At 45.8% G+C, this 23,805-nt stretch carries 17 protein-coding genes and 1 other annotated feature; of the genes, 4 read left to right on the top strand and 13 right to left on the bottom strand.

Translation table 11 applies throughout. From position 1 onward, the window contains the following. Positions 1-280: 280 nt before the first annotated feature. Complete coding sequence (gene spxA / locus PGH26_RS03835) at positions 281-679, bottom strand: transcriptional regulator SpxA (RefSeq protein WP_025786060.1); 399 nt, start codon at positions 677-679, stop codon at positions 281-283. Positions 680-1,119: 440 nt separating this feature from the next. Further along, positions 1,120-1,340: a binding site (T-box leader), on the top strand. 53 nt (positions 1,341-1,393) lie between these two features. Between spxA and trpS the strand changes: the two genes are divergently transcribed. Beyond that, complete coding sequence (gene trpS / locus PGH26_RS03830) at positions 1,394-2,380, top strand: tryptophan--tRNA ligase (RefSeq protein ID WP_323692704.1); 987 nt, start codon at positions 1,394-1,396, stop codon at positions 2,378-2,380. Here the strand turns inward: trpS and PGH26_RS16195 are convergent. From PGH26_RS16195 to PGH26_RS03820, 3 genes are all read right to left on the bottom strand, one after another. Continuing rightward, on the bottom strand, positions 2,337-2,555 hold the full coding sequence (locus tag PGH26_RS16195; RefSeq protein WP_488803655.1) for a YuzI family membrane protein: 219 nt from the start codon (positions 2,553-2,555) through the stop codon (positions 2,337-2,339). The two genes, trpS and PGH26_RS16195, sit on opposite strands and share 44 nt — an antisense overlap. A gap of 127 nt (positions 2,556-2,682) precedes the next feature. After that, on the bottom strand, positions 2,683-3,921 hold the full coding sequence (gene fabF / locus PGH26_RS03825) for a beta-ketoacyl-ACP synthase II (RefSeq protein ID WP_323692703.1): 1,239 nt from the start codon (positions 3,919-3,921) through the stop codon (positions 2,683-2,685). Between the two features lie 79 nt (positions 3,922-4,000). Next, entirely contained in the window at positions 4,001-4,933 is a 933-nt protein-coding gene (locus PGH26_RS03820) for a beta-ketoacyl-ACP synthase III (RefSeq protein ID WP_323692702.1), read from the bottom strand. Between the two features lie 187 nt (positions 4,934-5,120). Between PGH26_RS03820 and PGH26_RS03815 the strand changes: the two genes are divergently transcribed. Next, positions 5,121-5,306, top strand: coding sequence for a DUF2929 family protein (locus PGH26_RS03815; RefSeq protein WP_323692701.1), 186 nt, complete (start codon positions 5,121-5,123; stop codon positions 5,304-5,306). A gap of 741 nt (positions 5,307-6,047) precedes the next feature. Here the strand turns inward: PGH26_RS03815 and PGH26_RS03810 are convergent. From PGH26_RS03810 to PGH26_RS03800, 3 genes are all read right to left on the bottom strand, one after another. After that, complete coding sequence (locus PGH26_RS03810) at positions 6,048-8,183, bottom strand: ATP-dependent Clp protease ATP-binding subunit (RefSeq protein WP_323692700.1); 2,136 nt, start codon at positions 8,181-8,183, stop codon at positions 6,048-6,050. A 203-nt stretch (positions 8,184-8,386) separates the two neighbouring features. After that, positions 8,387-8,695: a metal-sulfur cluster assembly factor gene (locus tag PGH26_RS03805; protein WP_323692699.1), complete on the bottom strand. Its 309-nt coding sequence runs from the start codon at positions 8,693-8,695 to the stop codon at positions 8,387-8,389. A 52-nt stretch (positions 8,696-8,747) separates the two neighbouring features. Next, positions 8,748-9,533, bottom strand: a complete 786-nt coding sequence (locus PGH26_RS03800) for a prolyl oligopeptidase family serine peptidase (protein ID WP_323692698.1) — start codon at positions 9,531-9,533, stop codon at positions 8,748-8,750. A gap of 137 nt (positions 9,534-9,670) precedes the next feature. On the opposite strand from PGH26_RS03800, the gene PGH26_RS03795 reads away from it, so the two are divergent. Further along, positions 9,671-10,486 (top strand): Cof-type HAD-IIB family hydrolase, encoded by an 816-nt coding sequence (locus PGH26_RS03795; RefSeq protein WP_323692697.1) that lies wholly within the window; start codon positions 9,671-9,673, stop codon positions 10,484-10,486. Between the two features lie 18 nt (positions 10,487-10,504). Next, positions 10,505-11,353, top strand: a complete 849-nt coding sequence (locus PGH26_RS03790) for a DegV family protein (protein ID WP_323692696.1) — start codon at positions 10,505-10,507, stop codon at positions 11,351-11,353. A gap of 102 nt (positions 11,354-11,455) precedes the next feature. On the opposite strand, the gene PGH26_RS03785 is transcribed toward PGH26_RS03790, so the two are convergent. The 6 genes from PGH26_RS03785 to addB all read right to left on the bottom strand — a co-directional run bounded on the left by PGH26_RS03785 (position 11,456) and on the right by addB (position 23,501). Next, positions 11,456-12,907 carry an alpha-amylase family glycosyl hydrolase gene (locus PGH26_RS03785; protein WP_323692695.1) on the bottom strand — a complete coding sequence of 484 codons (1,452 nt, stop codon included), beginning with the start codon at positions 12,905-12,907 and terminating at the stop codon, positions 11,456-11,458. An 822-nt stretch (positions 12,908-13,729) separates the two neighbouring features. Further along, positions 13,730-14,101, bottom strand: coding sequence for a YisL family protein (locus PGH26_RS03780; protein ID WP_323692694.1), 372 nt, complete (start codon positions 14,099-14,101; stop codon positions 13,730-13,732). A 78-nt stretch (positions 14,102-14,179) separates the two neighbouring features. Continuing rightward, positions 14,180-15,079, bottom strand: a complete 900-nt coding sequence (locus tag PGH26_RS03775) for a fumarylacetoacetate hydrolase family protein (protein ID WP_323692693.1) — start codon at positions 15,077-15,079, stop codon at positions 14,180-14,182. 43 nt (positions 15,080-15,122) lie between these two features. Then, complete coding sequence (locus tag PGH26_RS03770) at positions 15,123-16,319, bottom strand: DUF418 domain-containing protein (RefSeq protein ID WP_323692692.1); 1,197 nt, start codon at positions 16,317-16,319, stop codon at positions 15,123-15,125. Next, positions 16,316-20,026: a helicase-exonuclease AddAB subunit AddA gene (addA, locus tag PGH26_RS03765; RefSeq protein ID WP_323692691.1), complete on the bottom strand. Its 3,711-nt coding sequence runs from the start codon at positions 20,024-20,026 to the stop codon at positions 16,316-16,318. The genes PGH26_RS03770 and addA overlap by 4 nt, the downstream gene beginning before the upstream one ends. After that, a complete protein-coding gene (addB, locus tag PGH26_RS03760) occupies positions 20,001-23,501 on the bottom strand; it encodes a helicase-exonuclease AddAB subunit AddB (protein ID WP_323692690.1) in 3,501 nt (1,166 codons plus the stop codon). The genes addA and addB overlap by 26 nt, the downstream gene beginning before the upstream one ends. Positions 23,502-23,805 lie beyond the last annotated feature (304 nt).

The following is a 23,805-nucleotide window of genomic DNA, read 5'->3' as shown; positions in this document are numbered from 1 at the left end:
TTTTTCTCTCCTTTCCCCTGAAGTAGACGTGACGTCCAACTTCTTTTTTTCGTTCCCGCGATGCTTCTTCTACTATATGTTCAATTCACCAGTAACGAAAGGGTTTTGCCTCGAAGAATGCAGACAAAATTTTTTTAGCGAAGAAAAGCCGCTGCCTGCGCCAAGTTACTGAGTAGAATTCATCTAACGCATCGTGCACGGAACCTTGGAGAATGGAAAAAGCTGATAGGTTTACGGCATTCACCATGACATCCCCTATCAGCTTATTTATAAGTATTCGTTAGTTTACCATGCGACGTGCTTCTAGTAACTGATAGGCTCTAACCTTTCTTGGTAAGAAGCGGCGTATTTCATCTTCATTATACCCTACTTGAAGACGTTTTTCATCTAAGATGATTGGTCTTCTCAAAAGACCTGGGTGTTCTTGAATTAATTCATATAATCGTTGAAGCGGCAGGCTTTCAACGTCAACATTTAGTTTTTGGAAGATCTTTGAGCGAGTTGAAATGATTTCATCCGTTCCATCCTCGGTCATGCGCAGGATTTGTTTGATTTCATCAATATTTAGAGGTTCAGAGAAAATATTACGCTCCTCGTAAGGAATTTCATGTTCCTCTAACCATGCTTTCGCTTTTCGACATGATGTACAGCTTGGTGATGTAAATAATGTAACGCCCATTTGCTGACACTCCCTTTCAATCGGCTTCTTATAATGGTGACTACTTTTTTACATTAGAATTATTTTAAATTAATCTTCATATTGACTATTATACACACATTTGTTCTCAATGAATACACTTTTTAAAAAATATTTCCTAAGTGCTTCTTATTTGTAACAATTCCGCAATAATCGCCAGTTCTCAACTCTGTATTTATGTAATCTCTTCTGTTATTCCCATTTTAGAAAGAGATTAAACATCAAATTTTTTCATTTCGTATTATCAATTACAAATTCGAAGTGAAAATGTGTTCCTGTCTACTAGTACGTTTCAAACTCCAAAAGGTTCCAAATTGATATGAACTTTCGTTGATTATTTAGAGTATTCCCGTAGAATTCATTTTAAAACGGAATAGGACTTGCATTCCTTGAATATGCATATTATAATTACTCCAATTATAAGAACGGCTTAGACGGAATAAGTACTTTTAATTTAGCTTCTTAAGAGAGCCTGTGGGTGGTGTGAACAGGTGAAGCGGTTAGGAGGAATGGGCTCCCGAGCTCGGTTGAATGAGTAGAATACCACTACTTTTCCACTGCGTTCCCCCGCGTTAAGGGGTTTTGAGTGGCCTTCGGGCAATTCGGGTGGCACCGCGGTTCCTGCACATCGACCGTCCCTATTTATATAGGGATGTGTCGGTGTTTTTTGTGTTTACATTTAAGGAGGAAACGGCTATGACAACTATTTTTTCAGGTGTTCAACCGACAGGCATTATCACATTAGGAAACTACATTGGAGCGTTCCGGCAATTTATCGAGCTGCAGAATGAGGCGGAGTGCATTTTCTGTATCGTGGATCAGCACGCCATTACGGTTCAGCAAGATCCAGACGAGCTGAAACAAGCAATCCGTTCGCTCGCAGCCACGTATATTGCGAGTGGAATTGATCCGGAGAAGTCTGTACTTTTCATTCAATCAGAAGTACCTGCACACGCGCAGGCAGGATGGATTATGCAATGTACTTCATCCATCGGAGAACTTGAACGGATGACACAGTTTAAAGATAAATCTGATGGGCAAGATGGAGTTTCTGCTGGATTGCTAACGTATCCGCCGCTTATGGCAGCTGACATTCTTCTTTATAACACAAATGTTGTCCCTGTCGGAGAAGATCAGAAACAGCATTTGGAGTTAACACGAGACTTAGCAGAGAGATTCAACCGCCGTTATGCAGATGTACTGACGATTCCGGAAGTGCGCATACCAAAAGTCGGCGCGCGCATTAAGTCGCTGCAGGATCCATTGAAAAAGATGAGTAAATCGGATCCGAACCAGAAAGCAACGATTTTCTTAATGGATACGCCGAAACAAATTGAGAAGAAGATTAAAAGCGCTGTGACAGACTCGGAAGGAGTTGTCCGTTTCGATGTCGAGAATAAGCCTGGTGTCTCGAATTTATTGATTATCGAATCTGCACTAACTGGCGCTGCTGTTGAAGAGCTTGTTGCTAAGTATGATGGCCAAGGCTACGGCGCGTTTAAAGCAGGAGTTGCGGAGAGCGTCATCAATCACTTAGCACCGATTCAAGAGAAGTACCACGAACTGATGGGGTCGGATAAGCTGGATGAGATTCTGGATGAAGGCGCTTTGAAAGCGGACGCAATTGCATCAGCAACACTTACGAAAATGGAAGCCGCGATGGGACTCGGACGTAAACGGTAAGCAACAGCATGACGATGGCGCCAATAAATAGTGCAAAATCTGCTGATTGCAGGATGAAAAGCCCGACAGTCTGCATATCGAATCCCATAGAAGTGTAATTCAAATACGTAATCATCGTCGTACAAGTCGTTACAATGAGGCCGTAGCTTATCAGGAAAAAGAACAGTCGCGTCATGACATCGATCCTTTTTTAGTTTTGTCCTACTATATGAGAGCTATGCACAATTTAAGACTGACAATTGTATAATGCAAAGAGCGCTGCATCGGAGAGTATCCGAGAAGCGCTCTTTTTGTTGAGACCATTAGATTTTTTTGAAAATAAGAGAGGCGTTATGACCGCCGAACCCGAGAGAGTTGCTCATCGCATACGTGACGTCCGCTTTGCGTGGACCGTCAATAATGTAGTCGAGATCACACTCTGGATCCGGATTTTCAAAATTCGTTGTTGGCGGCAAGATTCCTTCTTGCAGCGCTTTCGCAGTGAAGATTGCTTCGAGTCCGCCTGCAGCACCAAGCAAGTGACCCGTCATCGACTTCGTTGAACTGATCGCAAGTTTGTATGCGTGGTCTCCGAATACAGTTTTTGCCGCCATCGTTTCAAACAAATCATTGTATGCGGTACTTGTACCGTGTGCATTAATGTAGCCAATTTCGTCAGGAGTGATTCCTGCCTTTTGAATCGCTTGCTGCATGGCACGGACTGCGCCTTCGCCTTCAGGTGCGGGTGCTGTAATGTGGTGTGCATCCCCTGTAGACCCATACCCCACTAATTCTGCATAGATTTTAGCTCCGCGTTTTACTGCGTGCTCATACTCTTCCAAGATGAGAATTCCTGCACCTTCACCAATGACAAAGCCATCGCGTTCTTTATCAAACGGACGTGATGCTGTGTTTGGATCCGGATTTAATGATAACGCTGTGTTTGCACAGAATCCTGCTACAGACATCGTCGTGATCGGAGCCTCGGCTCCCCCTGTGATCATGACATCTGCATCACCGCGGAGAATCACTTCAAATGCATCTCCGATTGAGTTTGTGCCTGACGCACACGCGGTTACCGTACATGAATTTATGCCTTTTGCACCGAAGTGAATTGAGACTTGACCGGAAGCCATATCCGGAATCATCATGGGTACGAAAAACGGACTGACGCGGCGATAGCCTTTTTCCTGGAATGTCAGGAACTGCTTTTCGTGTGTCTCCATTCCCCCGATTCCTGATCCGATCCAGACCCCTGTACGGAGCGCTGTCTCTGCATCCAGCTCTTCAAGACCTGCATCTTTCATCGCCATGATGGAAGCCGCCATTGCGTAATGTGTGAAACGGTCCATTTTACGAGCTTCTTTCTTTGGCAAGTACTCTTCGATGTCAAAGTCTTTCACTTCCGCAGCTACTTTCACTGGGAATAACTCTGTATCGAGACGTGTCAGCGGTCCGATCCCAGACTTGCGGTCAAGAACGGACTGCCATGACTCCTCCGCCGTATTTCCTACCGGGGAAACGGCCCCGATTCCGGTAATGACTACGCGTCGCTTTTCCATTAGTTGAACTCTCCTTCGTTTCATAGATAGCATAGTTGCTTCCATCTGTATGGTTTAGTGTGCTGTTTTTCCAGTTAACTTACTTGCCCCAGCGCATGCAAATGCCGCCCCAAGTGAGGCCGCCGCCAAAACCGACAAGTACGAGAATGTCGTCGTCTTTCACGCGACCCTCTTCGATATCGTCGTGTAATGAAATCGGAATCGATGCTGCGGAAGTATTCCCGTATTTATGAACCGATTTGGACATTTTTTCTGGAGGAAGTTCTAGACGCTCGCGTGATGCTTCCATAATTCGAATGTTTGCCTGGTGAGGGATTAGGAAGTCAACGTCCTCTTTTGACAGACCTGCTTTTTCAATAACGTTAACAGCCGATTGCCCCATTTGACGAACCGCAAACTTAAACACTTCACGGCCATTCATCTTCAAATAACGGTCTTGATAAAGATGCTCGCCGCCTGTTCCGTCAGCTCCGAGCTCGAACGCAAGAATACCGCGGTCTCCGCTAACTTTACCGACGATTCCTGCACCGGCGCCGTCTCCGAAGAGAACTGCTGTGTTGCGGTCTTTCCAGTCCGTGATTTTAGAAAGTTTTTCAACTCCTACGACAAGGACGTAATCGTGTGTGCCGGCTTCCACGAAATGCTTCGCTGTAACCACTCCGTACATGAACCCTGCACATGCTGCAGAAATATCCATTGCAGCGGCATTTTTAGCACCAAGACGTGCTTGGAGCATTGTTGATACAGACGGAAACGGTTGATCAGGCGTAACCGTTGCAACCAAAATCATTCCAATTTGTTCAGGCTCGATTCCTGCTTTTTCGATTGCTTCTTTTGCAGCTTCATAAGCCATATCTGATGTATCAGTACAATTATCTGCAATTCGGCGTTCTTCAATTCCTGTGCGCGTACGAATCCATTCGTCTGATGTATCCATTCTTTTTTCAAGATCTGCGTTTGTCAGCACGTGTTCAGGGACATACTTGCCAATACTTAGAAGTCCTACACCCATTGCTCATACCCCGTTCCTTGTTATCTATTGTTAGTACCTGGTATCAATCATAGTAGATATCGTGAATTTTTTCAACAATGGAGACACGAAACCGTCAAACTCTTTTATCCGCGTTGTAAATTAAGTTTCGAAACGTGCGGCGCTATGATATGATGAAAGGTGAAAAAGTATTCTAGAGGTGATTTCAATGAAGTTCATCATGACATTTGTTTGGTCATTCCTTTTAGTTTCCATGCTCAACTATGTAGCAGGCGCTATTGCGAACGTGCCAACGTTTGAATTTACAACTGGAATCATTGTCTCACTCGTTTTGTCTATTGTGATTTTCGCAATTACAGCGATTATCCCGGACGAGCCAGTTGCAGAACATTGATCCTTATAACAGCAAGAGGGAAATTTCCCTTTTGCTGTTTTTTTTGCGTTGAATGGATGTTTTGCGTTGAATGGATGGATGGTTAGTATGATTGCGTTCTTGCTGCAGTGGCATCATGTTTCTATAAACTAGTTGGGTGTTTCCAATTAACTCCTTAACGCCATTGAATTGTGTCCTGTTATCGAGAAATTCTGCTATGTGTCGGAGAAGTTTGCTTAAGTGATTGAGAAACGAGCTTGAGTGATGGAGAACTTCTTGCCAGTGTCGGACAACCAGCACCATGTGTAGGATAGGCGGTTTTCAAAGCGACATAGCCCCTTCCTAGACAAGCGCAGCGCCCCCAATTAATCCCTTAACGCAGTGGAATTGTGCCCCGTTATCGAGAAATTCCGCTATGTGTCGGAGAAGTTTGCTTTAGTGATTGAGAAACGAGCTTGAGTGATGGAGAACTGCTTGGCAGTGTCGGACAACCAGCACGATCTGTAGGATAGGCGGTTTTCATAGTGACATAGCCCCTTCCTAGACAAGCGAAGCGCACCCAATTAATCCCTTAACGCTGTTGAATTGTGTCCTGTTATCGAGAAATTTACTTAAGTGATCAAGAAACGAGCTTGAGTGATGGAGAACTGCTTCCCAGTGGTGGACACCCGCCTCTTTTTGACTTAAAAACACCACATTCAGCCTCACACAAAAAAAACAAGCCACTCATCGCATTACACGAAAAGTGACTTGCCCCCTTATTTATAACGTATCCACAACTAACGCTCCATCTTCCATCCGAAGATGCAGGCGCTGCCCTTCTTCCAAATTACCTTTGATGACTTCCTTAGCCACCGCTGTTTCCACATACCGTTGAATGAACCGTTTCAATGGCCGTGCCCCGAAATCAGCATCTGTTCCTTCAGCAACGACCCAGTCGAGTACAGGTTCTTCATACGTTAATGGAATGTCCTGACCGTCCAATCTGCGCACAAGGTCCTCGAGCATCTTCCGAGCGATTTCAACAAACGCATTGCCTGATAGAGAATGGAAGATGATAATATCATCCATCCGATTCAACAATTCGGGTTTAAAGTGATTACGCAGCTCCGCCATGACTAAATCTTCGGCCGCATGTTCTTCAGACTCGAATTGGCCGCTCATTAAATACTGCGAGCCAATGTTTGACGTCATGATCACCACTGTATTTGTGAAGCTTACAAGCCGGCCTTGGCTATCCGTAATACGGCCATCATCCAGGATTTGCAATAAAATATTAGAGACATCTGGGTGGGCTTTTTCAATTTCATCTAACAAGACAACAGAATACGGATTTCGTCGCACCGCTTCCGTCAATTGCCCGCCTTCTTCATAGCCAATGTATCCTGGAGGCGCTCCGACAAGTCGGGACACGCTATGCTTTTCCATATACTCTGACATATCGATACGGATGAAATGATCCACAGAGTCGAACAATGTACCTGCAAGTGTTTTCGCAAGTTCCGTTTTACCGACACCTGTTGGTCCTAAAAATAAAAACGATCCAATCGGCTTATCTGGGTCCTTAATGCCTGACCTCGCACGCCATACGGCTTCAGTTACAAGTTGAACAGCATTATCTTGACCGATGACGCGTTCTTTTAATGTATCAGCAAGGCGCAATAATTTCTCGCGTTCGCCTTCCATCAGCTTCGTCACTGGAATCCCTGTCCAGCGTGCCACAATCATCGCGATTTCATCTTCCGTCACTTCTTCACGAATCAATCGGTTTTCTTCCTCACCTTTGAACTGATCCTCCAATTCATGAAGTCGGTGCTCCAATGTCGGAATTTTGCCATGACGCAATTCGGCAGCTTTGTTCAAGTCGAATTTGTTTTCCGCGTCTTCCAATTCACGACGATAACGGTCCAACTTTTCGCGCACGTCTTGCACTTCCTGGAGCTTTTTCTTTTCGTTTTCCCATTGCTCCCGCATTCCTGATGAAGACTCTTTCAATTCTTTCAATTCGTCACGTAAGGCAGCAAGACGGTTCTGACTGATGGCATCTTTTTCTTTCGTCAATGCTTGTTCTTCAATTTCCAGCTGTAAAATACGACGAGTCACTTGATCAAGCTCTTGCGGCATGGAATCGATTTCAGTACGGATCATCGCACTCGCTTCATCCATTAAGTCAATTGCTTTGTCCGGCATGAAACGCTCTGTCAAATAACGATCTGACAACGTTGCAGACGCGACCAGCGCACGGTCATGGATGCGAACACCATGGTGCAATTCAAATCGCTCTTTTAATCCGCGTAAAATGGAAATCGTATCTTCAACAGATGGTTCGCGTACCATTACTTGCTGGAAACGCCGCTCAAGTGCTGGATCTTTTTCGATGTACATCCGATATTCATCCAAAGTTGTTGCACCAATACAATACAATTCACCGCGTGCAAGCATCGGTTTCAACATGTTACCAGCATCCATAGCGCCTTCCGTTTTGCCTGCTCCGACGATCGTATGGATTTCATCAATGAACAAAATAATTTCACCGTTGCTGTCTTTCACTTGTTTCAGCACTGCTTTAAGACGTTCTTCAAATTCACCGCGATATTTTGCTCCTGCAATTAAGGAACTCATATCGAGTTCGTGAATCTGGCGGTCTTTCAATCCTTCTGGCACATCACCTTTCACAATCCGCTGTGCTAATCCTTCCACAATTGCCGTTTTACCAACACCCGGTTCACCGATTAACACGGGATTGTTTTTCGTTTTTCTAGATAAAATCCGGATGACATTGCGAATTTCTTCATCCCGGCCAATAACCGGATCCATTTTTCCGTTTTTCACATCTTCAACTAGGTTGCGCCCAAATTGCTCTAATGGGGAACGCTGATCTTCCTGTACGCCGTCCATTCTCATGAACCCTCACCTCATTATTATTGTTAGTTAATTTGACTTTGACTATCTTTGACTAATACTAGTATACCTCGCTTTTTCGTATGTGTAAAGTCAAAAGCTTAGGTCTCAATAACTAGTATTCCCCTAAGCGGACCCGGATAAAACGACAAAAAATCCGATCAGTGAAAAACTCACTAATCGGATCATTTTTTGTTTATTTATCGGACTCCAAGTGCCATTTTAGCATAGCGGGACATGTTTTCACGCGACCAAGGCGGGTTCCATACGATGTCGACTTCAACTTCTTTTATTTCTGGAAGTTCCATTAGTTCTTGTTTCACGTTCGCAACAATTTGCGGTCCCATCGGACAACCGATTGATGTAAGTGTCATGGTCACTTTACCGATTCCGCCTTCAAGCAATTCTGCATCATAGACGAGACCAAGATTGACAATATCTACACCAAGCTCAGGGTCAATAACGTTTTCAAGTGCGCCCATCATGCTTTCTTTCATTTCATCAGCCATTGGAATTCCCCTTTCCATTTCAATTCGTTGTACTCATCATAGCAAAATGAACTCAATCGTTCAAATGGTCTGCAAGAAACTCCACCGCACGAAGCATTCCAGGTCTTGAAACTGCGTGGCCAGCATGCTCGTCCACCATAAATTCAAAGTCTTCCGGATGCGAATTGTATTGCTCTTTGACCGCTTTATAGAAATGGCGTGTCGGTTCGAACGGCACCATTGTATCGTTCATGCCGTGCCAGAAAAAGACCGGCCGATCATTCAAACGCTCGGGATGCAGAGTCAAGTCAAATTCAGCGAGAGTCTTCAATAATTTTTCAACATCTTCGTCTTTCATCGGAAGTTTAAATCCTTTATTTTCAAATTGCTTCATTTGACCTTTTGTGAGTTTCACATATCCCGGAGTTCCCATCATAACCGCAGCGCTTTGAATCCAAGGATAGGCAGCAAGGCAGCCAAGTGTTATAATTCCTCCCATTGACGTTCCTGAAAACGCGATTCGGCCAGATTCTAACAAGCCTTTTTCTTTCAATTGGTGATGTAAGATTCCTGCTTCTTCTATAGAAGTCAGTACAATTTCCCAGAAACGCAAACTGAGCTGGACTTCGTCTAATGATTCGGAGCGGACGCCATGAAGATGCGCTTCGGGCAATAGCACACGAACGCCTTTTTTCGCAAGATTAAATGCGTAATGCAAATTATGTTCTTTGGCGCTTGTAAAGCCGTGGAAAAAGATGACGACTGGCATCTCAGATGATTCCTGATATTCATCCACAATATGCAATAAAGGGATGGCATGCTGTCCTTCGGTACCCCATTGTTCTTCTCTGATAATCATCCGCGACACCTCGTTTTTAGTTTAGTTGAGCATACCAATGTTTTTCTAAAAAAACAAAAGTTGCGCACGTGTAATTACTTTTTTGACTTGCATGCTTCCAAAAGGATACACTTGAATGAGGAAGGAGGCGTTTTGTCATGAAACCACATTTAATCGCACTCGATTTAGACGGAACGTTATTAAATGATAAAAAAGTAATCTCTGAAAAAACGCTAGCTGCATTGAAACAAGCGGAATCGGAAGGCCATCAGATTATGATTGCGACGGGACGCCCCTATCGTTCCAGTGAAATTTATTACCGTCAGCTTGGACTGAAAACGCCAATCGTAAACTTCAATGGCGCGTTCGTTCATCACCCTACTGACCGGACTTGGAAAACTTTCCATGAAACGATTGATTTACCAGTTGTCAAAGACGTTATAGATGCGATGCAGGACTTTAACCTGAAAAATATCGTAGCAGAAGTAATGGATGACGTCTATTTGCAGTACCACGACGAGCATCTCCTCGATATCTTCAGTTCGGGAAGCCCGAAGATTCAAGAAGGTGACATTCGTCAATCTTTACAAGTGAATCCTACGAGTCTGCTCATTCAAGGCGGCGATGGAATGGCAGATCCGATTCGCAAGCATTTGGAGGAAGTCCATGCGGAAGTCATTGAGCATAGACGCTGGGGGGCTCCGTGGGAAATCGTTGAGGTCATACGTCATGGCCTGAACAAAGCGGTCGGAATTTCCAAAGTTTCGGAGTGGATTGGTATACCGCAAGAACGAATTATTGCGTTCGGAGATGAAGATAACGATTTAGAAATGATCGATTATGCAGGAATCGGGGTTGCAATGGGCAACGGGATTGATCAGCTGAAGTCGATTGCGAACGAAATCACACTTACGAATAATGAAGACGGCATTGCCATAATGTTACAAGAACGATTGAATTTAAAAACTTCATAAAGCGATTGGAGGATTCCCATGAAAATTTTCGCAGACAGTGGATGCGACTTGCCGAAATCGTATTTAGATGAACATAATGTTACATTACTGCCGTTGACAGTGCTGCTGGACGGGAAAGAATATCAAGATATTGTGGATATCGACTCGAAAGAAGTATTCCAAGCAATTCGTGCTGGCAAGCAGCCGAAAACATCCCAAGTTTCACCGGACCGGGTTCTCGCTTTGTGGAAAGAATTCGCCGAGACTGGAGAAGATGGAATTTACATCGCGTTCTCTTCCGAATTGTCGGGTACATATCAGACATCTGTCATGATGCGCGATCAGGTAAAAGAAGGCAACCCGCGCATGAACTTGATTGTAGTCGATACGCGTTGTGCGTCCCTTGGCTGTGGGTTAGTTGTCCAAGAAGCAGTTCGCCTGCGGGACGCCGGAGAGGACGTGCGGTCCATCGAACGCAAAGTTCGCAAAATGGCGGGCAATATGGAGCATCTGTTCACAGTTGAAGATCTCGATTACCTCGCTAAAGGCGGCCGAGTGTCGAAAGCAAGTGCATTTTTCGGCGGACTATTGAACATCAAACCGTTACTTCATGTAGAGAGCGGACGATTGGTGCCCATTGAAAAACATCGCGGCCGTAAAAAAGTGTTCCGCAGAATTTTAGAGCTCATGGAAGAACGCGGAGATCATGTCTCCGAGCAAGTGGTTGCCATAAGTCACGGTGACGACGAAGCTGGAGCTAACGAGTTACGGGACTTGATCGAAGAAAAGTTCCATCCAAAAGAAATTCAAATTCATATGATTGGTTCGGTCATCGGTTCACATGCCGGTCCTGGAACACTCTCAGTATTTTTCTTGAATAAACAATAAAAAACAGCCCAGTCCTCCGAATTCATCATGGGAGACTGGACTGCTTTTTTGGTGGTACATTTTCTTAAAATAAAAGAGCACATGATGCGCTCTTCTTCATTCTTACTTCTTCGCTGCTGCTTTTCGTTCTTGACGTGCTTTACGGCCTCTTCTCCAAACTGCCCAAAGGAAGCTTAAGAATAAAACATAGACCATAATCGACGCAATCAGATAAGGGATATTGAACCCTTTATCGTCTTTCACCAAATAGATTTCCGCCATTTCGCGATCCACAACAACGTGGTATTTGTCATCTTCAGTCTCTACGATCTGGTCGCTGTCCAGCAGTCCGCGCAGACGCTTTTTGCTTCCAATCTCGTCGGGATCCAGTTCATAACTTTGTGTTTCAGATGTATTATTGATAGCAATAATCCACGATTCATCTTCGTCGTAGATTTTATAGACCATGTATCCATCTTTGTTGTGCAGCATTTTGAAGTCACCGTTTCGAAGTGTTTTCGATTGGTTCCGAAGTGAATTCAAATTCCCAATGAGTTCTTTCAGTTCCATATCCGTCTTAAAGTTGAACAATGGATGACTTTCAGGTGCTTCTTTTCCGTTCACTGCAATTTCAGTGCCATAAGGCATAACTGGAATTCCAGGTAACGTAAATAGCGCAGTGACGGCTACTTTCCAGCGTGTTGGAGGGAACATGCGCTGTTCAACGATGTCGTATGTGAAACGCGGACCCGTTAACTGATCAAATTCAATCAAGTCACTCGGATTGCTCGTTTCAAATTGGTTCATCGGAGAAGAATCCGGATCCACTTTTACGAAGGATTGACGCAAAGCCTCGATGGAAGCATCGTTTGGCTGAGAGTCCACATCCGCTTCAGTTTCTTCACCAGATAATACATACAAATCAGGTGATGCCTTTTTCAATGCAGCTATAAATTGGTTGAGGACTTCTTTTGAATACCCTTCCGTTTTCGTTAAACGAAGCCCGTCCAGCGGATACGTTTTCACGAAGTCCACCATAGTTTCTAGAAGGGTTTTCTGAACGTCCGCATCATCTGCTTTCCAATCAATCGTATCTCCTTCACCTTGAGTAAACGGAAGTTTGCTGGCCCATACGTGATTTTTGCTCACTCCCGCTAATGGGAAGTCTGCGATGACACGAACGTCTTTATCGTGCAATTCATCGAGCATCGCGTTAAAGTCTTCTTCGGTGCCAAAATGCTTCTCGAACTTCGTGTAATCCAGCACTTCATTGCCGTCATAAGACGCGGTCTGGAAAACAGGCCCAATGGAAACGGCGGTAAAGCCCATATCTAAAATATGCTGCAAACGAAGGGAAATCCCGGAGAAATCGCCTCCGTTAAATGCAGACAGATCTTGAGTATCGGTGTCTGCATCATTCCGTCCGTCCCCATTATTAAAACGGTCAACCAATAAATCATATATACTTTCGTCTTTCAAGGTCCGCTCAGCCTTAGCAGAAGCCAAGCCCGGAAGTGCCGTCGTTCCCAGCAAAAGAACCATCATCGTTATACTCATCAGTCGTTTGACGTTCACTAAAAAAGCCTCCTTCTACAATAAATCCATGGGGTGTTGAATATAACTAGTGCTGTCCGCTCATAAATCTCGAATTCTGATCATAAACCCGCGCGACGCGCTCATAAATCACAAATTCTGATCATAACTCACGCGATCCGCTCATAAATCTCGGATTCTGATCATAAACCGCGCGATCCGCTCATAAATCTCAAATTATGATCATAACCCGCGCGGCCCGCTCATAAATCTCGAAATCTAATCATAAACCCGCGCGTAACGCTCATAAATCTCGAATTGTGATCATAACCCGCGCGTAACGCTCATAAATCTCGAATTGTGATCATAAACCGCGCGATCCGCTCATAAATCTCGAATTGTGATCATAAACCGCTCAATCCGCTCATAAATCCCGAAATGTGATCATAAACCCGCGCGACGCGCTCATAAATCACAAAATCTGATCATAAACCGCGCGATCCGCTCATAAATCTCAAATTATGATCATAACCCGCGCAATCCGCTCATAAATCACAAATTCTGATCATAACTCATCACTTAATATTACCAAACCACACTATCCGTCGCCATGGTTTATGAAGAAAACTAAAACCAGCATTCAAAAATAAGTCAATCCTGTGAAAACGGCATAACAAAACCCGCTGAAACGTTTCAGCGGGTTCCTGATTTCACTCGAACTCATCATTGTCTTCCGTCGCTTTCATTCTCCGTGCTGTGACCACTACAGAGAGTGCGAATAGAAGCATGATACCGAAAACAGCTAGCAATACCGTCCATCCGACCATTCGAAACCCTCCTTCGTTCGTCCATCGACAAAGAATATTAGAAGAGCTTGATACCAAACGGCAAGTGGAAACCAAGTCCTACAGTAATCAATACTGAAATGGCAAACAAAATCCAAAATAGTTGAGCGGGCTTGTGCTTCGCCTGACGTGCAAGTACCATTTCCATCATTCCGATTGTCAAAATACCAAATAGGAATTTCACGCCATACAACGCAGCGTCACCGCTCATATATTTAATGAACAGTGCTAATCCAGTACCAATGATCAAAATGTAGAATACACGTAATACCATTTTCAAAATTTTACGGCCTTTTGAGTCAAGCGGTTGCGTCGCAGCAATTAGAAATACGATAATGCCAACAACCCATGAAAAGATATGCAAGTGTGTTGAGTTTGTTAAAAGATCCAAGTTATTCACCTCATTCAATTGTCTTAAATGCATGTATTATCTTACCATACATCATAAGCCAGGCAAAATAAGGGACTCTTACTCGAAGTAGTTCACGAGTGTTCCGATACCTTCAACAGACACTTTCACAGTGTCCCCAGCTTTCAAGTAGCTTGGCGGATCCATTGCTTTCCCCACACCTGCTGGAGTCCCAGTCAAAATGACATCGCCCGGCTCAAGTGTGACAAACTTGGAAAGTTCCGAAATGATTTCATCGATTGGAATGATCATAGAACCGGTATTGCCATTTTGACGGACATCATCGTTCACTTTTGTCACAATGGACAAATTATGCGGATTCGGAATCTCGTCTTTCGTTACGATATATGGACCAAGCGGACAGCTGCCGTCAAGTGTTTTTCCTAGGAAGAACTGCTTGCGCTCGGCCTGCAAATCACGCGCAGTCAAGTCGTTTGCAATCGTATAGCCGAAAACGGTATCGTATGCGAGCTGTTTTGGAATATTGCGGCCGCCTTTTCCGATGACAACTGCAAGCTCCCCTTCATAGTCAAGCTGATTTGTTACGTTTTCATGGACTGACAACTTCTGTTCGTCCGCTGCAATTGCAGTGTGTGCTTTCGTGAAGATCATCATTTTTTCCGGAGCGCCTTCTCCGCCCATTTCGGATGCGTGATCCGCGTAGTTTTTACCGACGCACAGGACGTTTTTAGGAGTCCGTGGAATTGGAGATAACCATTCGATTGCTTCGTAGGAATACTTGAACGCATTCATATCTTCATGCACGCGCGCTTGCTCACATAAATTACGGATTTGTTCGACAAAATCCATGCCGCTCGCTACGCCTTCTGCAATCGACTCTGGGAAGTTTTGCACGCCAACTGCCTCAGCAATTTTCTGTACATCCCATACCGCTTCCTCTTTTTTCACTTTAGGTCCGAATAATGTCTTCCCGTCATACTTGAACGAAAGTAGTTTCATTGAGTAGTCCATCCCTTCCATCATTGGTTTGCATTACGTACTGTTACGACAAGTCTCGTCGTTTCTCCTTTTTATTCGATAAAATTGTGCCATACGTTCCGATTCGCCATACCCATTCGATAGGTCCCATCTTGTAGCGGGATAGCCACAAGTCTGCGAGCAGCGCTTGAACGACAAAGATTCCGACAGCCATAAGCGTTCCTGTCATAATATCTACTTTGCCGTACATGCCGAATCCATAGTGATAGAAGATGAGCGTCGCGATGACGGATTGACCAATATACGTTGTCATGGACATACGCCCTGCTTTGGCAATGGGGCGGAATACTTTCGTAAACCATGAAGTTGTACAAAGCAGCAGAACCAATGCCCCGTATCCAATCGCAACTAGCGGTCCGCCGAAATACGTTTGAACGAGCTGCATAGATGGATCAGGTCCAATCAAGAATGGCAATGCCTTTAATAATAAGCCGATGATCAGTGTACTTAATCCCACGACAACTAAACGGCTTTTCAATTCCTTCGCACGTTCAAAAATTTTCCACTTCGCAAACGCTGCCCCGATCATCATAAGCGGCAAAATCATCACTGGCGTTAAGAATAGGTTTAAACCGCTTATCATTACCCATTCTTTTGCACGGAACGCGAGGGCTGCTGCGTAGCTTCCATGCCCATATACTTCAATTGATTCCTGGAGCTGCTGAATGTCTGCAAACTCGGATAGCCCAGCGCCTGTATCGAATTGTTCAGCTAGGTACAACAATCCAGTGATCAAGCCGTTCGGCACGGCATAAAGCGCAATTGCTCCAAAAAACAACCACTTGGGTGGAACCCGGACAAGTGCAATCATGACGAAGCCCATAATGGCGTACGTGAACAAAATATCTCCTGACCAGATGAAGAACCCATGGATGAGCCCGAACAAAAGCAAAATCGACATTCTGCGCACTGCCACAGGTCCAAATGGTGATTTCTGCAGCAATGACTTTTCATACTGCATACTTAGTCCATACCCGAAAAGCATCGCAAATATCGGATAAAAACTTGCTTCTATGAAAATATCAACCCACATGAACGGCAGTCCCTCACCATTGTCCGCGAACCAGCTATACGGATCCATATACATATAGGGAGAGTGAAAAACGAGCATGTTTGCGATGAAAATACCTAGTAAAGAAAATCCTCGAAGCATATCCAGCGCTTCAATCCGTCCGGCATCGCCGGTTGGTAGTCTAGTCAAACTGTCTCCTCCTGAACTGTCAATGCCCGACCTTCATCAAACAAATAAAGCAGCATTTCTTTAATTTTTACATGTGTAATTGCTTCAATTGCAGTTTTATATAAACTGAGCTGAATGCGATAGCGCGACTGCATTTCCTGATCAGCCGCTTCTTCAGATGGAAACCGTCCTTTTAATCGATCGGTCTTATAATCCAGCAGCACCCATCCGTCAGGTTCTTCAAATAAGCAATCCGCGATTCCCTGGAGAATCTGCGAATCTCCATCCGCTCCATCATATGCATACGTGAATGGCAGTTCCTTTAGCACCCGTGCGGACTGCTGCATCCGAACCGCAACCGATGAGTTCACAAACTGGACAATTGCCTCCCGGTCTATCGCCTTTATTTCTTCTGCGGTCAGCAATTGTCGATTCACCAGATCATTCAAAAGCGCTTCAACGCGCTCAACATCATTCGTTTTCGACAGGTCAATATGCTGCATCACTGTATGCATCGCGGTTCCCACTTCAGCTGCGCTAATCGATCGCTGCTGTAAAAAAGCAGGGCGCTCGTGCAAGTAAGCCTGGCTCACTTCCCCATCGCGATTCGCAAATGGATCATTCAGCGCCGACTCTGCTTCTAATTGTGCAACCCGTTTCAATTCTGTCACTGAAACTTTCGACCGCTTGTTAACAGATGCAAGGTGCGGATATTGATAATCAAACCGTCTCTTCACTTCCACAAGAAGAGAGTCATCCACAGCTGGGATCGACAATTCTTCTGCTTCTGATAAATCCTCCCTGGACTCTGGCTCAACCAAGGATTCACTGAAATAGGATACCGGGAGTGCATTGATGTTCCACTTTGAAGGGTGATCATTCACCAGTGCACCTTGCGTCGAACCGAACTTTACAAAGTCTTCATGGCGCGCAACCGCCGGCCCAATCCAATCCAAATAGCCATTCGCACGCGAACGCATGTAATCCGGTAACCGCTGCCCGGGTTCAACGAGCTGTGCATCTTGCCACTTCGTCATCGACTTTTCGATATCTTTCACTGTCGCAACTAACTCCAGCTGTTCTTTTGCCCGTGTCATCGCAACATACAAAATACGCATTTCTTCAGAACGCATCTCCAGCTCTTTCTGCTCTTTCATCGCTAAAAACGGCAGCGATGTATACATAACCCGTTTATCCGGATCAATCGCTTTCACCGCAAGTCCGAAATGCTGGTCAAACAAATACGGTTCATTGAAATCCATTTTGTTGAACTGCCTGCCCATCCCAGCGACAAACACATTCGGAAATTCTAATCCTTTAGATGAGTGAATCGTCATAATGCGCACGACATCCTCTTTTTCACTCAAATAACGGGCGGCTCCGAGATCATCTCCGCGCCGCTGCATCCGAGCGACAAAACGCAAAAAGCGGAACAAGCCGCGGAATGAGGTTTTCTCATATTCAATCGCACGATCATGCAGCGCCCTCAAATTCGCTTGACGCTGCTTTCCGTTCGACATGCTGCCTACCATTTCATAGTAGTTCGTATCACTGTAAACCTGCCAAATGAGTTTTGACAATGAACCCCTGCGCGCTAGATTCCGCCACTCTTCAAACGCAAGCAAGAATCGCTGCAGCTTTTGCTGTGTTTCAGGCGCCATTCCAGATCCCTTCGTTGCGATGAACGTCTTCAGCGCTTCATAAAACGGTGCGTTTTTCGAAGCGAGCCGCACTTGTGCTAACTCATTCTCCGTCATGCCGACAAACGGTGCACGCAGAACGGACGCGAGCGGAATATCTTGATACGGATTATCGATCACCCGCAGCGTATTCAACATAATCGTTACTTCCAGTGCATCGAAATAGCCGCGGGACAACTCTACGTACACAGGAATTTCTGCCCGCTTGAATTCCTCTGCAATTTCAGCAGACCACGTCATTGAACGCATAAGAACAACAATATCGCTATAACGGATTGGACGTTTTTCCCCGCTGAATGCATCGCACACTTCATGTCCGTCTGCCATCCACTGTTTGATTTTCTTCACCATATAACGGGCTTCTGCTTGAGAGCTCTTCAGATTCTCCAAGTCCTCCGCCATTTCGTCTTCAAACTCTTCCTCTTCTGAGTATAGGACGGTCAAATGTGCTGCCGTTTCAGTCTCCGGATAACGCGCGCCGTATTTCAGCTCTGCCGCTTCGTCGTATTCGATTTCTCCGACTCGTTCCCCCATGATTTGAGAGAAAATGAAGTTTGTCGCATCCAGCACTTCTTTACGGCTCCGGAAATTCGCGTTCAAATCGATTTTCAATCCTTGATCTATCGCATCTTCAGTAAATCGTCCGTATTTGCCTAAGAATAAGCCCGGCTCAGCTAGACGGAAACGATAGATGGACTGCTTCACATCCCCTACCATGAACAAGTTGCCGTCTGATTCCGACCCGCTTTTTACGAACTGGACGATCGCTTCTTGCAGTAAATTCGTATCCTGGTATTCATCGACGAGCACTTCTTTGAACTTCGACCGATAGTCTATAGCTATATCAGATGGGACCAGAACGTCACCTTCACGATTCGTTAAAATATCCAGCGCGAAATGCTCGAGGTCGGAAAAGTCGACAATCCCTTTCTCCGATTTAACGGTGCGATAGCGATGACCAAATTCTATGACCAGCTCAATGAGCGTATGCATCATCGGTGCCATTAAACGGATCTCTGTAAGCAAACGCGCAGGTGTCCGGACGAAATAGGCGTCCTTGATACCTGTGACCAGCTTTTTCACGGAATCTCGTAACGATTTTGCGCGCTTTGCGAGTTCTTCATCACACGAATCTTTTTTCACAGCACCTGCTTTCACCCAGATCAGCTGTTGGAAAAACGCGTGCGTTTGTTCCCAAGTGCCTGTTGAAATTGAACGGATGGCTTCGTTGATCCACACTAAGTCCGCTTCTGCCGTCTTTATGAGAGCAGTTGGTCCATCTGGCAAATCTGCAATGCGGTGCATATCCGTTGCAAGTGCGGCCGCTTCTTCCAGCTTTTGCTGTATGGCCGATTTCAACGGTCCGATAAATTCCAAGTCATCGATAGTAATGTCATCGCCAATTTCGTATTGCTGAGGAATTTGCAGCAGCCACGATTCAGGTTCAGGATGAACACGGGAATAGTCGTACAGCCGATCGATTAATAATTCCAAAGACTGGTCATTCCGGTCAGACGTGAAACTGTCCGCCAAACGATACACCGCTTCGGGATTTTCGGCGCTATAGGCGTCTTCCAGCACATCTGCAATCGTATCGTCTCGCAGTAACGCCGCTTCCGTGGGATCCGCAATTCGGAATCCCGGATCGATATCAAGCAAATACGCGTATTGCCGCACGACATTCAAACAGAATGAGTGCATGGAAGAAATCTGTGCTTTGTTTAATAAACTCAGCTGTTTGCGCAGATGCGAAGACTCTGGGTGCAATGCGATTGCTTCCTCCAGGGCTGATCCCATTCGATGCCGCATTTCTGCAGCTGCAGCATTCGTGAAGGTCACGACAAGCAATTCATCCACGTTAATCGGATTTTTATCATCTAAAACTTTTTGAATCAGACGCGTGATCAGCACTTTCGTTTTCCCAGATCCCGCTGCAGCAGAAACGAGAATATCCCGGCCAGATGCGTAAATTGCTTTCCACTGGTCATCTGTAAACGTTACATCACTCGGTTTCGGTGGTATGTGCATCGCCTTCAACCTCCTTCCGCATTTTTTCAAGCGATTCTTTCGCAGAAAGTTCTGCATAATTCCGGTACTTTGCGTCCGGATCCGTCGTGTCGAACTGACAAACTCCTTGGTACGGACAGTAGTTACACGGCATCCGCTCTTTCAATCGATATGGATAGACCCGTGCATCTCCTGCAAGCATCGCGTCACCCGCTTGACGGTGGCGGGAACGGACTGCCCCGCGCAGTAATTGCATATCGTCAGGTGCGAGTACTTTAGAGGTCGCATAGAACGAACCATCTTTTTTCACACGGGCAGGAATTATTTTGGACGATCGTTCAATATCACTGTCCATTTCTTTGACGACCGATAAATCCTCCAGCACATAGCCTTTCATCGAAAACGATTTCAACATCTCTTCTTCAATCGCTTCTTCCGCCAGCTCCTGAACGCTTCGCACCATCGGATTATGGACGTGGACATACAGCATCCCCGCAGGATCCGCGTGAACATGCAGCCATTCGTCAGCATGCTCGAGCGCTACGTCCAGATACGTCAGCATTTGCAGCGACAATCCGTAATACACTTCAGTCAAATCGAGAGCTTTCGAAGAAGACTTATAATCGACAATACGGATATAGGTTTTATCCTTGACATTCGATGCATCGACTCGGTCAATTCGCCCGCGTAAATTCATCTGGCCTCCTCGTTTTAAAGGAATAGACAGAGGCGGCATCTGCTCGCCCGGTCCGAATCCAACTTCCACAGCAATCGGTTCAAAGCTGGAAGCAGTTGCCTGACTGCGAAGCGCAAACAGCGTCCGCTGAATAATGCGGGTTAACTTGCGTTTAATATAGACATGCCGGCTCGTCGACAGTAAAATCCGATGGAAGAAATAAGGCGCGATGCCATCCACAGCTTCTCGTGCTAAACGGAAGCAATCTTCTTTCGTTAACCCTGCCCACGTGGCACCGGTCCTCATAATTTCGTCAGATACCCATTTCAATGCAGCGTGGAACAAATCTCCAATCGCCGGTGCTTCCAACGTGAATTCCGAGCGCTCGCGCAGCCCAAGTCCATAGGTCGCGAAATGCTGGAATGGACAGCTGTAATAAGATTCCACGCGTGATACGCTGGACGACATCGTTTCTCCGTACAAACCATGTGTTAAATCCGGTGTCAAACGCTCGGTATCTGTTCCGTGCTTCCGTTTTCCCTGGATGCCAGAAAGAATCGATGACCAAAGCGGATCGTCCTCATAATACGCAATGACTGCCTGCCATATTGGCGATACCCCTCCCTCAGTTTCAGCATGGCGGAGTTGGGCAAAGGCATAAGGCAATGCAGATCTTGGATGACTGATGTAAGGCAGTTCATCCGCATCCTCCAATAAATCCAATGGATCGGTAACCGCAATTTCTGTCTGTAACCCTTCGAACACTTGACCAAGTCTTGGGATATAAAGCGATGAAATCAATGCTTTTCCCGCTTCATCTGCAATGGGGTACGACACGGTCAATCCTTCAGAAGCTGCAGTGAACGCACGATACGCTTTATAGGATTCATCCATCAAACGGGATTTTGCAGAAGGGGCAAGTTCAAATCCGACCCTTTCAAACCATTGCCGATCCGTATCGGATATGAGTCCTTCGTTGTCAATTCGCTGCGGCAGCACGCCGTCATTCGTTCCAATGACAAACACTTCGTCAATACTTAAAAACGTTGCAAGGTCAATCGTCATTACCGTCACTTGGTCCAGAGATGGCGGAATCCGAGCAAACTCCAGCGTATCGAATCCTTCATCCAGAACTCTCACAGCATCTTTCGGCGACATCTTGACATCTCCAAACATGAGCACAAACTGATCCAGGATATTAATCCATCCTGTCCACGCCTGTTCATGTTCTGACGCACCGAGCAATCGCCCTGCACGCTCCTCTTCAGCACGCAAATCGATGATTTTATCATAGACATGGAGTTCTTCCATGAAAGCAAACAGCGCCTCTGCCGCTTGTCTGCCGTCTTGTGCAGCTTTCAACTTCTTCCCCAGACCTTCCAGAGGACCGCGGATCAAATCCCGGACACTATGCAGCTCTGCCTGCATTGCGAGTTCTTCATCTGTCTGAACTTCGGTATGCAGCTCCAGGCCGCGATACTTTTTCACCCGCCATCGTACATCGTCAAACCACCGGTGGCCATGGATTCCATGTGCCAGCACATAGTTCTCCAGCCGATCGGCACGTTCCCGCCAAATCTGACGGTCTTCTCCGTGGGGGAAAAACAAATCCGTTTTCACCGCACGGAAAATTGCTTCGTAGGACCAGTTTCCAGTGACTGCTTCCAGCACAGAACGCGTAAATTCAATAAGCGGATGGTGAAGCATCGGCTTTTTCTGGCTGATGAAGACCGGAATATCATACTGAGGGAAAATGGTTTCGATCAATTCATCGTAGACTTCCGGCTGGCGATACAAAATCGCCATATCGTTGTATCGTTTCCCCGACATCGCAAGCTTTCGAATCGAACGGGCTACGGCATGCATTTCAGCTCGGCGATCCGTTGCTTCAATAACCCGAACATCTCCGCTGCTGACTTGCTGGGCGGCTGGATATTTATCAAATTGAGCTTCGAGATGCAGCACGTCGGGATTTCGGAATCGGCGTGCGGTCGTCAATTTCATCTCTGCTTCAATCTCTACTGATTCCTCACGCGCAAGTTCTGTAATGATTTGTTTCGTGCGCATCGGACTGAAAAACAACTCGTGATCCTCTGTCGCTTCTCCCTGCTCATCCGTCGGCAGCGCAACAGTAACCCGTTTTGCATATTTTAATAGCTCACGGATAATTTCATGCTCCCGGTTCGTCAATAATTCGAAACCGTCTATGTAAATGTCTGCTTCTTGAATGTAGGAAGAAAACTGGACCTGACCGGCAAGCATCGCTAAATGCCCTTCACTATCGACATATGCTGACCCTAATCGCTCTTCCACTTTTTCCAGCAGCAATGACAAATCCCCTGCTTTATCAACTAAAGAACGCGGCGCTGATGCTGCAGCGAGCTGGGTATGCAGCTGTGCAAGTGTTGTGTGATCCAGACAATACCGGCTGAACTCTTTCAACACACCCTCTACCTGCTCCGTGAATCCGCGCTTATCAGCCGCTTGTCGGAATAACTTGAAATCCTCACGATTTTCTTCCAGCACACTGCGGATAAGCATCCGATATCCGAATCCGTCCACTTCGCGACGTGTAATCCCGCCTGTTTCCTGCAGCACCCGCCATGCCAGCCGCTTGAACGTCAATACTTGCGCACGCACCATGCCGTTTAATCCGAATTGCGCAGCCAAACTATGCTCCAGCGAATACGACATCTGGTCCGGCACAATCAGCACAATCGGCGCGCCAAGCGGATCTGCCTGCAGTGCTTGTACAATTTCCTGCTCTATCGTATAGGTCTTCCCTGTCCCTGACCGTCCCGTTATAAATCGCAGCGTCATCAGATAGCCCCTCTCTCTTCGTTACTAGTCTTCTCATTGTAATGGTTTTCACTAGAAGAATCAAAGTCTGAGAGGTGCTTTTGCGAATAAATGTTCGCACTTCTGAAAATGGTTCATTTGTGTGGTTGCTGGATGAAGGATTGAGGGGCATAGCGCGCGGCGTGAAGTGGTTATGAGCGGTTTTTTGAGGTTTATGATCAGTTTAAAAGTCTTATGATCACATTTCGTGATTTATGATCGCATTTCCACGGTTATGAGCACTTCGCGAGATTTATGATCATTTCCCCGACGTTATGAGCGTTTC

This window comes from Sporosarcina jeotgali, assembly GCF_033304595.1.
GTDB lineage: Bacteria > Bacillota > Bacilli > Bacillales_A > Planococcaceae > Sporosarcina > Sporosarcina jeotgali.
The sequence above is the reverse complement of the archived record's forward strand: the minus strand, read 5'-3'. Positions and strand labels throughout refer to the sequence as shown.

What these genes read in the sequence shown, in the direction of transcription:
- PGH26_RS03810 (WP_323692700.1), bottom strand. Translation starts at nt 8,183, where the DNA reads ATGGACGGCGTACAGGAAGATCAGCGTTCCCCATTAGAGCAATTTGGG.
- PGH26_RS03775 (WP_323692693.1), bottom strand. Translation starts at nt 15,079, where the DNA reads ATGAAACTACTTTCGTTCAAGTATGACGGGAAGACATTATTCGGACCT.
- PGH26_RS03795 (WP_323692697.1), top strand. Translation starts at nt 9,671, where the DNA reads ATGAAACCACATTTAATCGCACTCGATTTAGACGGAACGTTATTAAAT.
- fabF (WP_323692703.1), bottom strand. Translation starts at nt 3,921, where the DNA reads ATGGAAAAGCGACGCGTAGTCATTACCGGAATCGGGGCCGTTTCCCCG.
- spxA (WP_025786060.1), bottom strand. Translation starts at nt 679, where the DNA reads ATGGGCGTTACATTATTTACATCACCAAGCTGTACATCATGTCGAAAA.
- PGH26_RS16195 (WP_488803655.1), bottom strand. Translation starts at nt 2,555, where the DNA reads ATGACGCGACTGTTCTTTTTCCTGATAAGCTACGGCCTCATTGTAACG.
- PGH26_RS03790 (WP_323692696.1), top strand. Translation starts at nt 10,505, where the DNA reads ATGAAAATTTTCGCAGACAGTGGATGCGACTTGCCGAAATCGTATTTA.
- addA (WP_323692691.1), bottom strand. Translation starts at nt 20,026, where the DNA reads ATGCACATACCACCGAAACCGAGTGATGTAACGTTTACAGATGACCAG.
- PGH26_RS03800 (WP_323692698.1), bottom strand. Translation starts at nt 9,533, where the DNA reads ATGATTATCAGAGAAGAACAATGGGGTACCGAAGGACAGCATGCCATC.
- PGH26_RS03820 (WP_323692702.1), bottom strand. Translation starts at nt 4,933, where the DNA reads ATGGGTGTAGGACTTCTAAGTATTGGCAAGTATGTCCCTGAACACGTG.
- PGH26_RS03805 (WP_323692699.1), bottom strand. Translation starts at nt 8,695, where the DNA reads ATGGCTGATGAAATGAAAGAAAGCATGATGGGCGCACTTGAAAACGTT.
- trpS (WP_323692704.1), top strand. Translation starts at nt 1,394, where the DNA reads ATGACAACTATTTTTTCAGGTGTTCAACCGACAGGCATTATCACATTA.
- addB (WP_323692690.1), bottom strand. Translation starts at nt 23,501, where the DNA reads ATGACGCTGCGATTTATAACGGGACGGTCAGGGACAGGGAAGACCTAT.
- PGH26_RS03815 (WP_323692701.1), top strand. Translation starts at nt 5,121, where the DNA reads ATGAAGTTCATCATGACATTTGTTTGGTCATTCCTTTTAGTTTCCATG.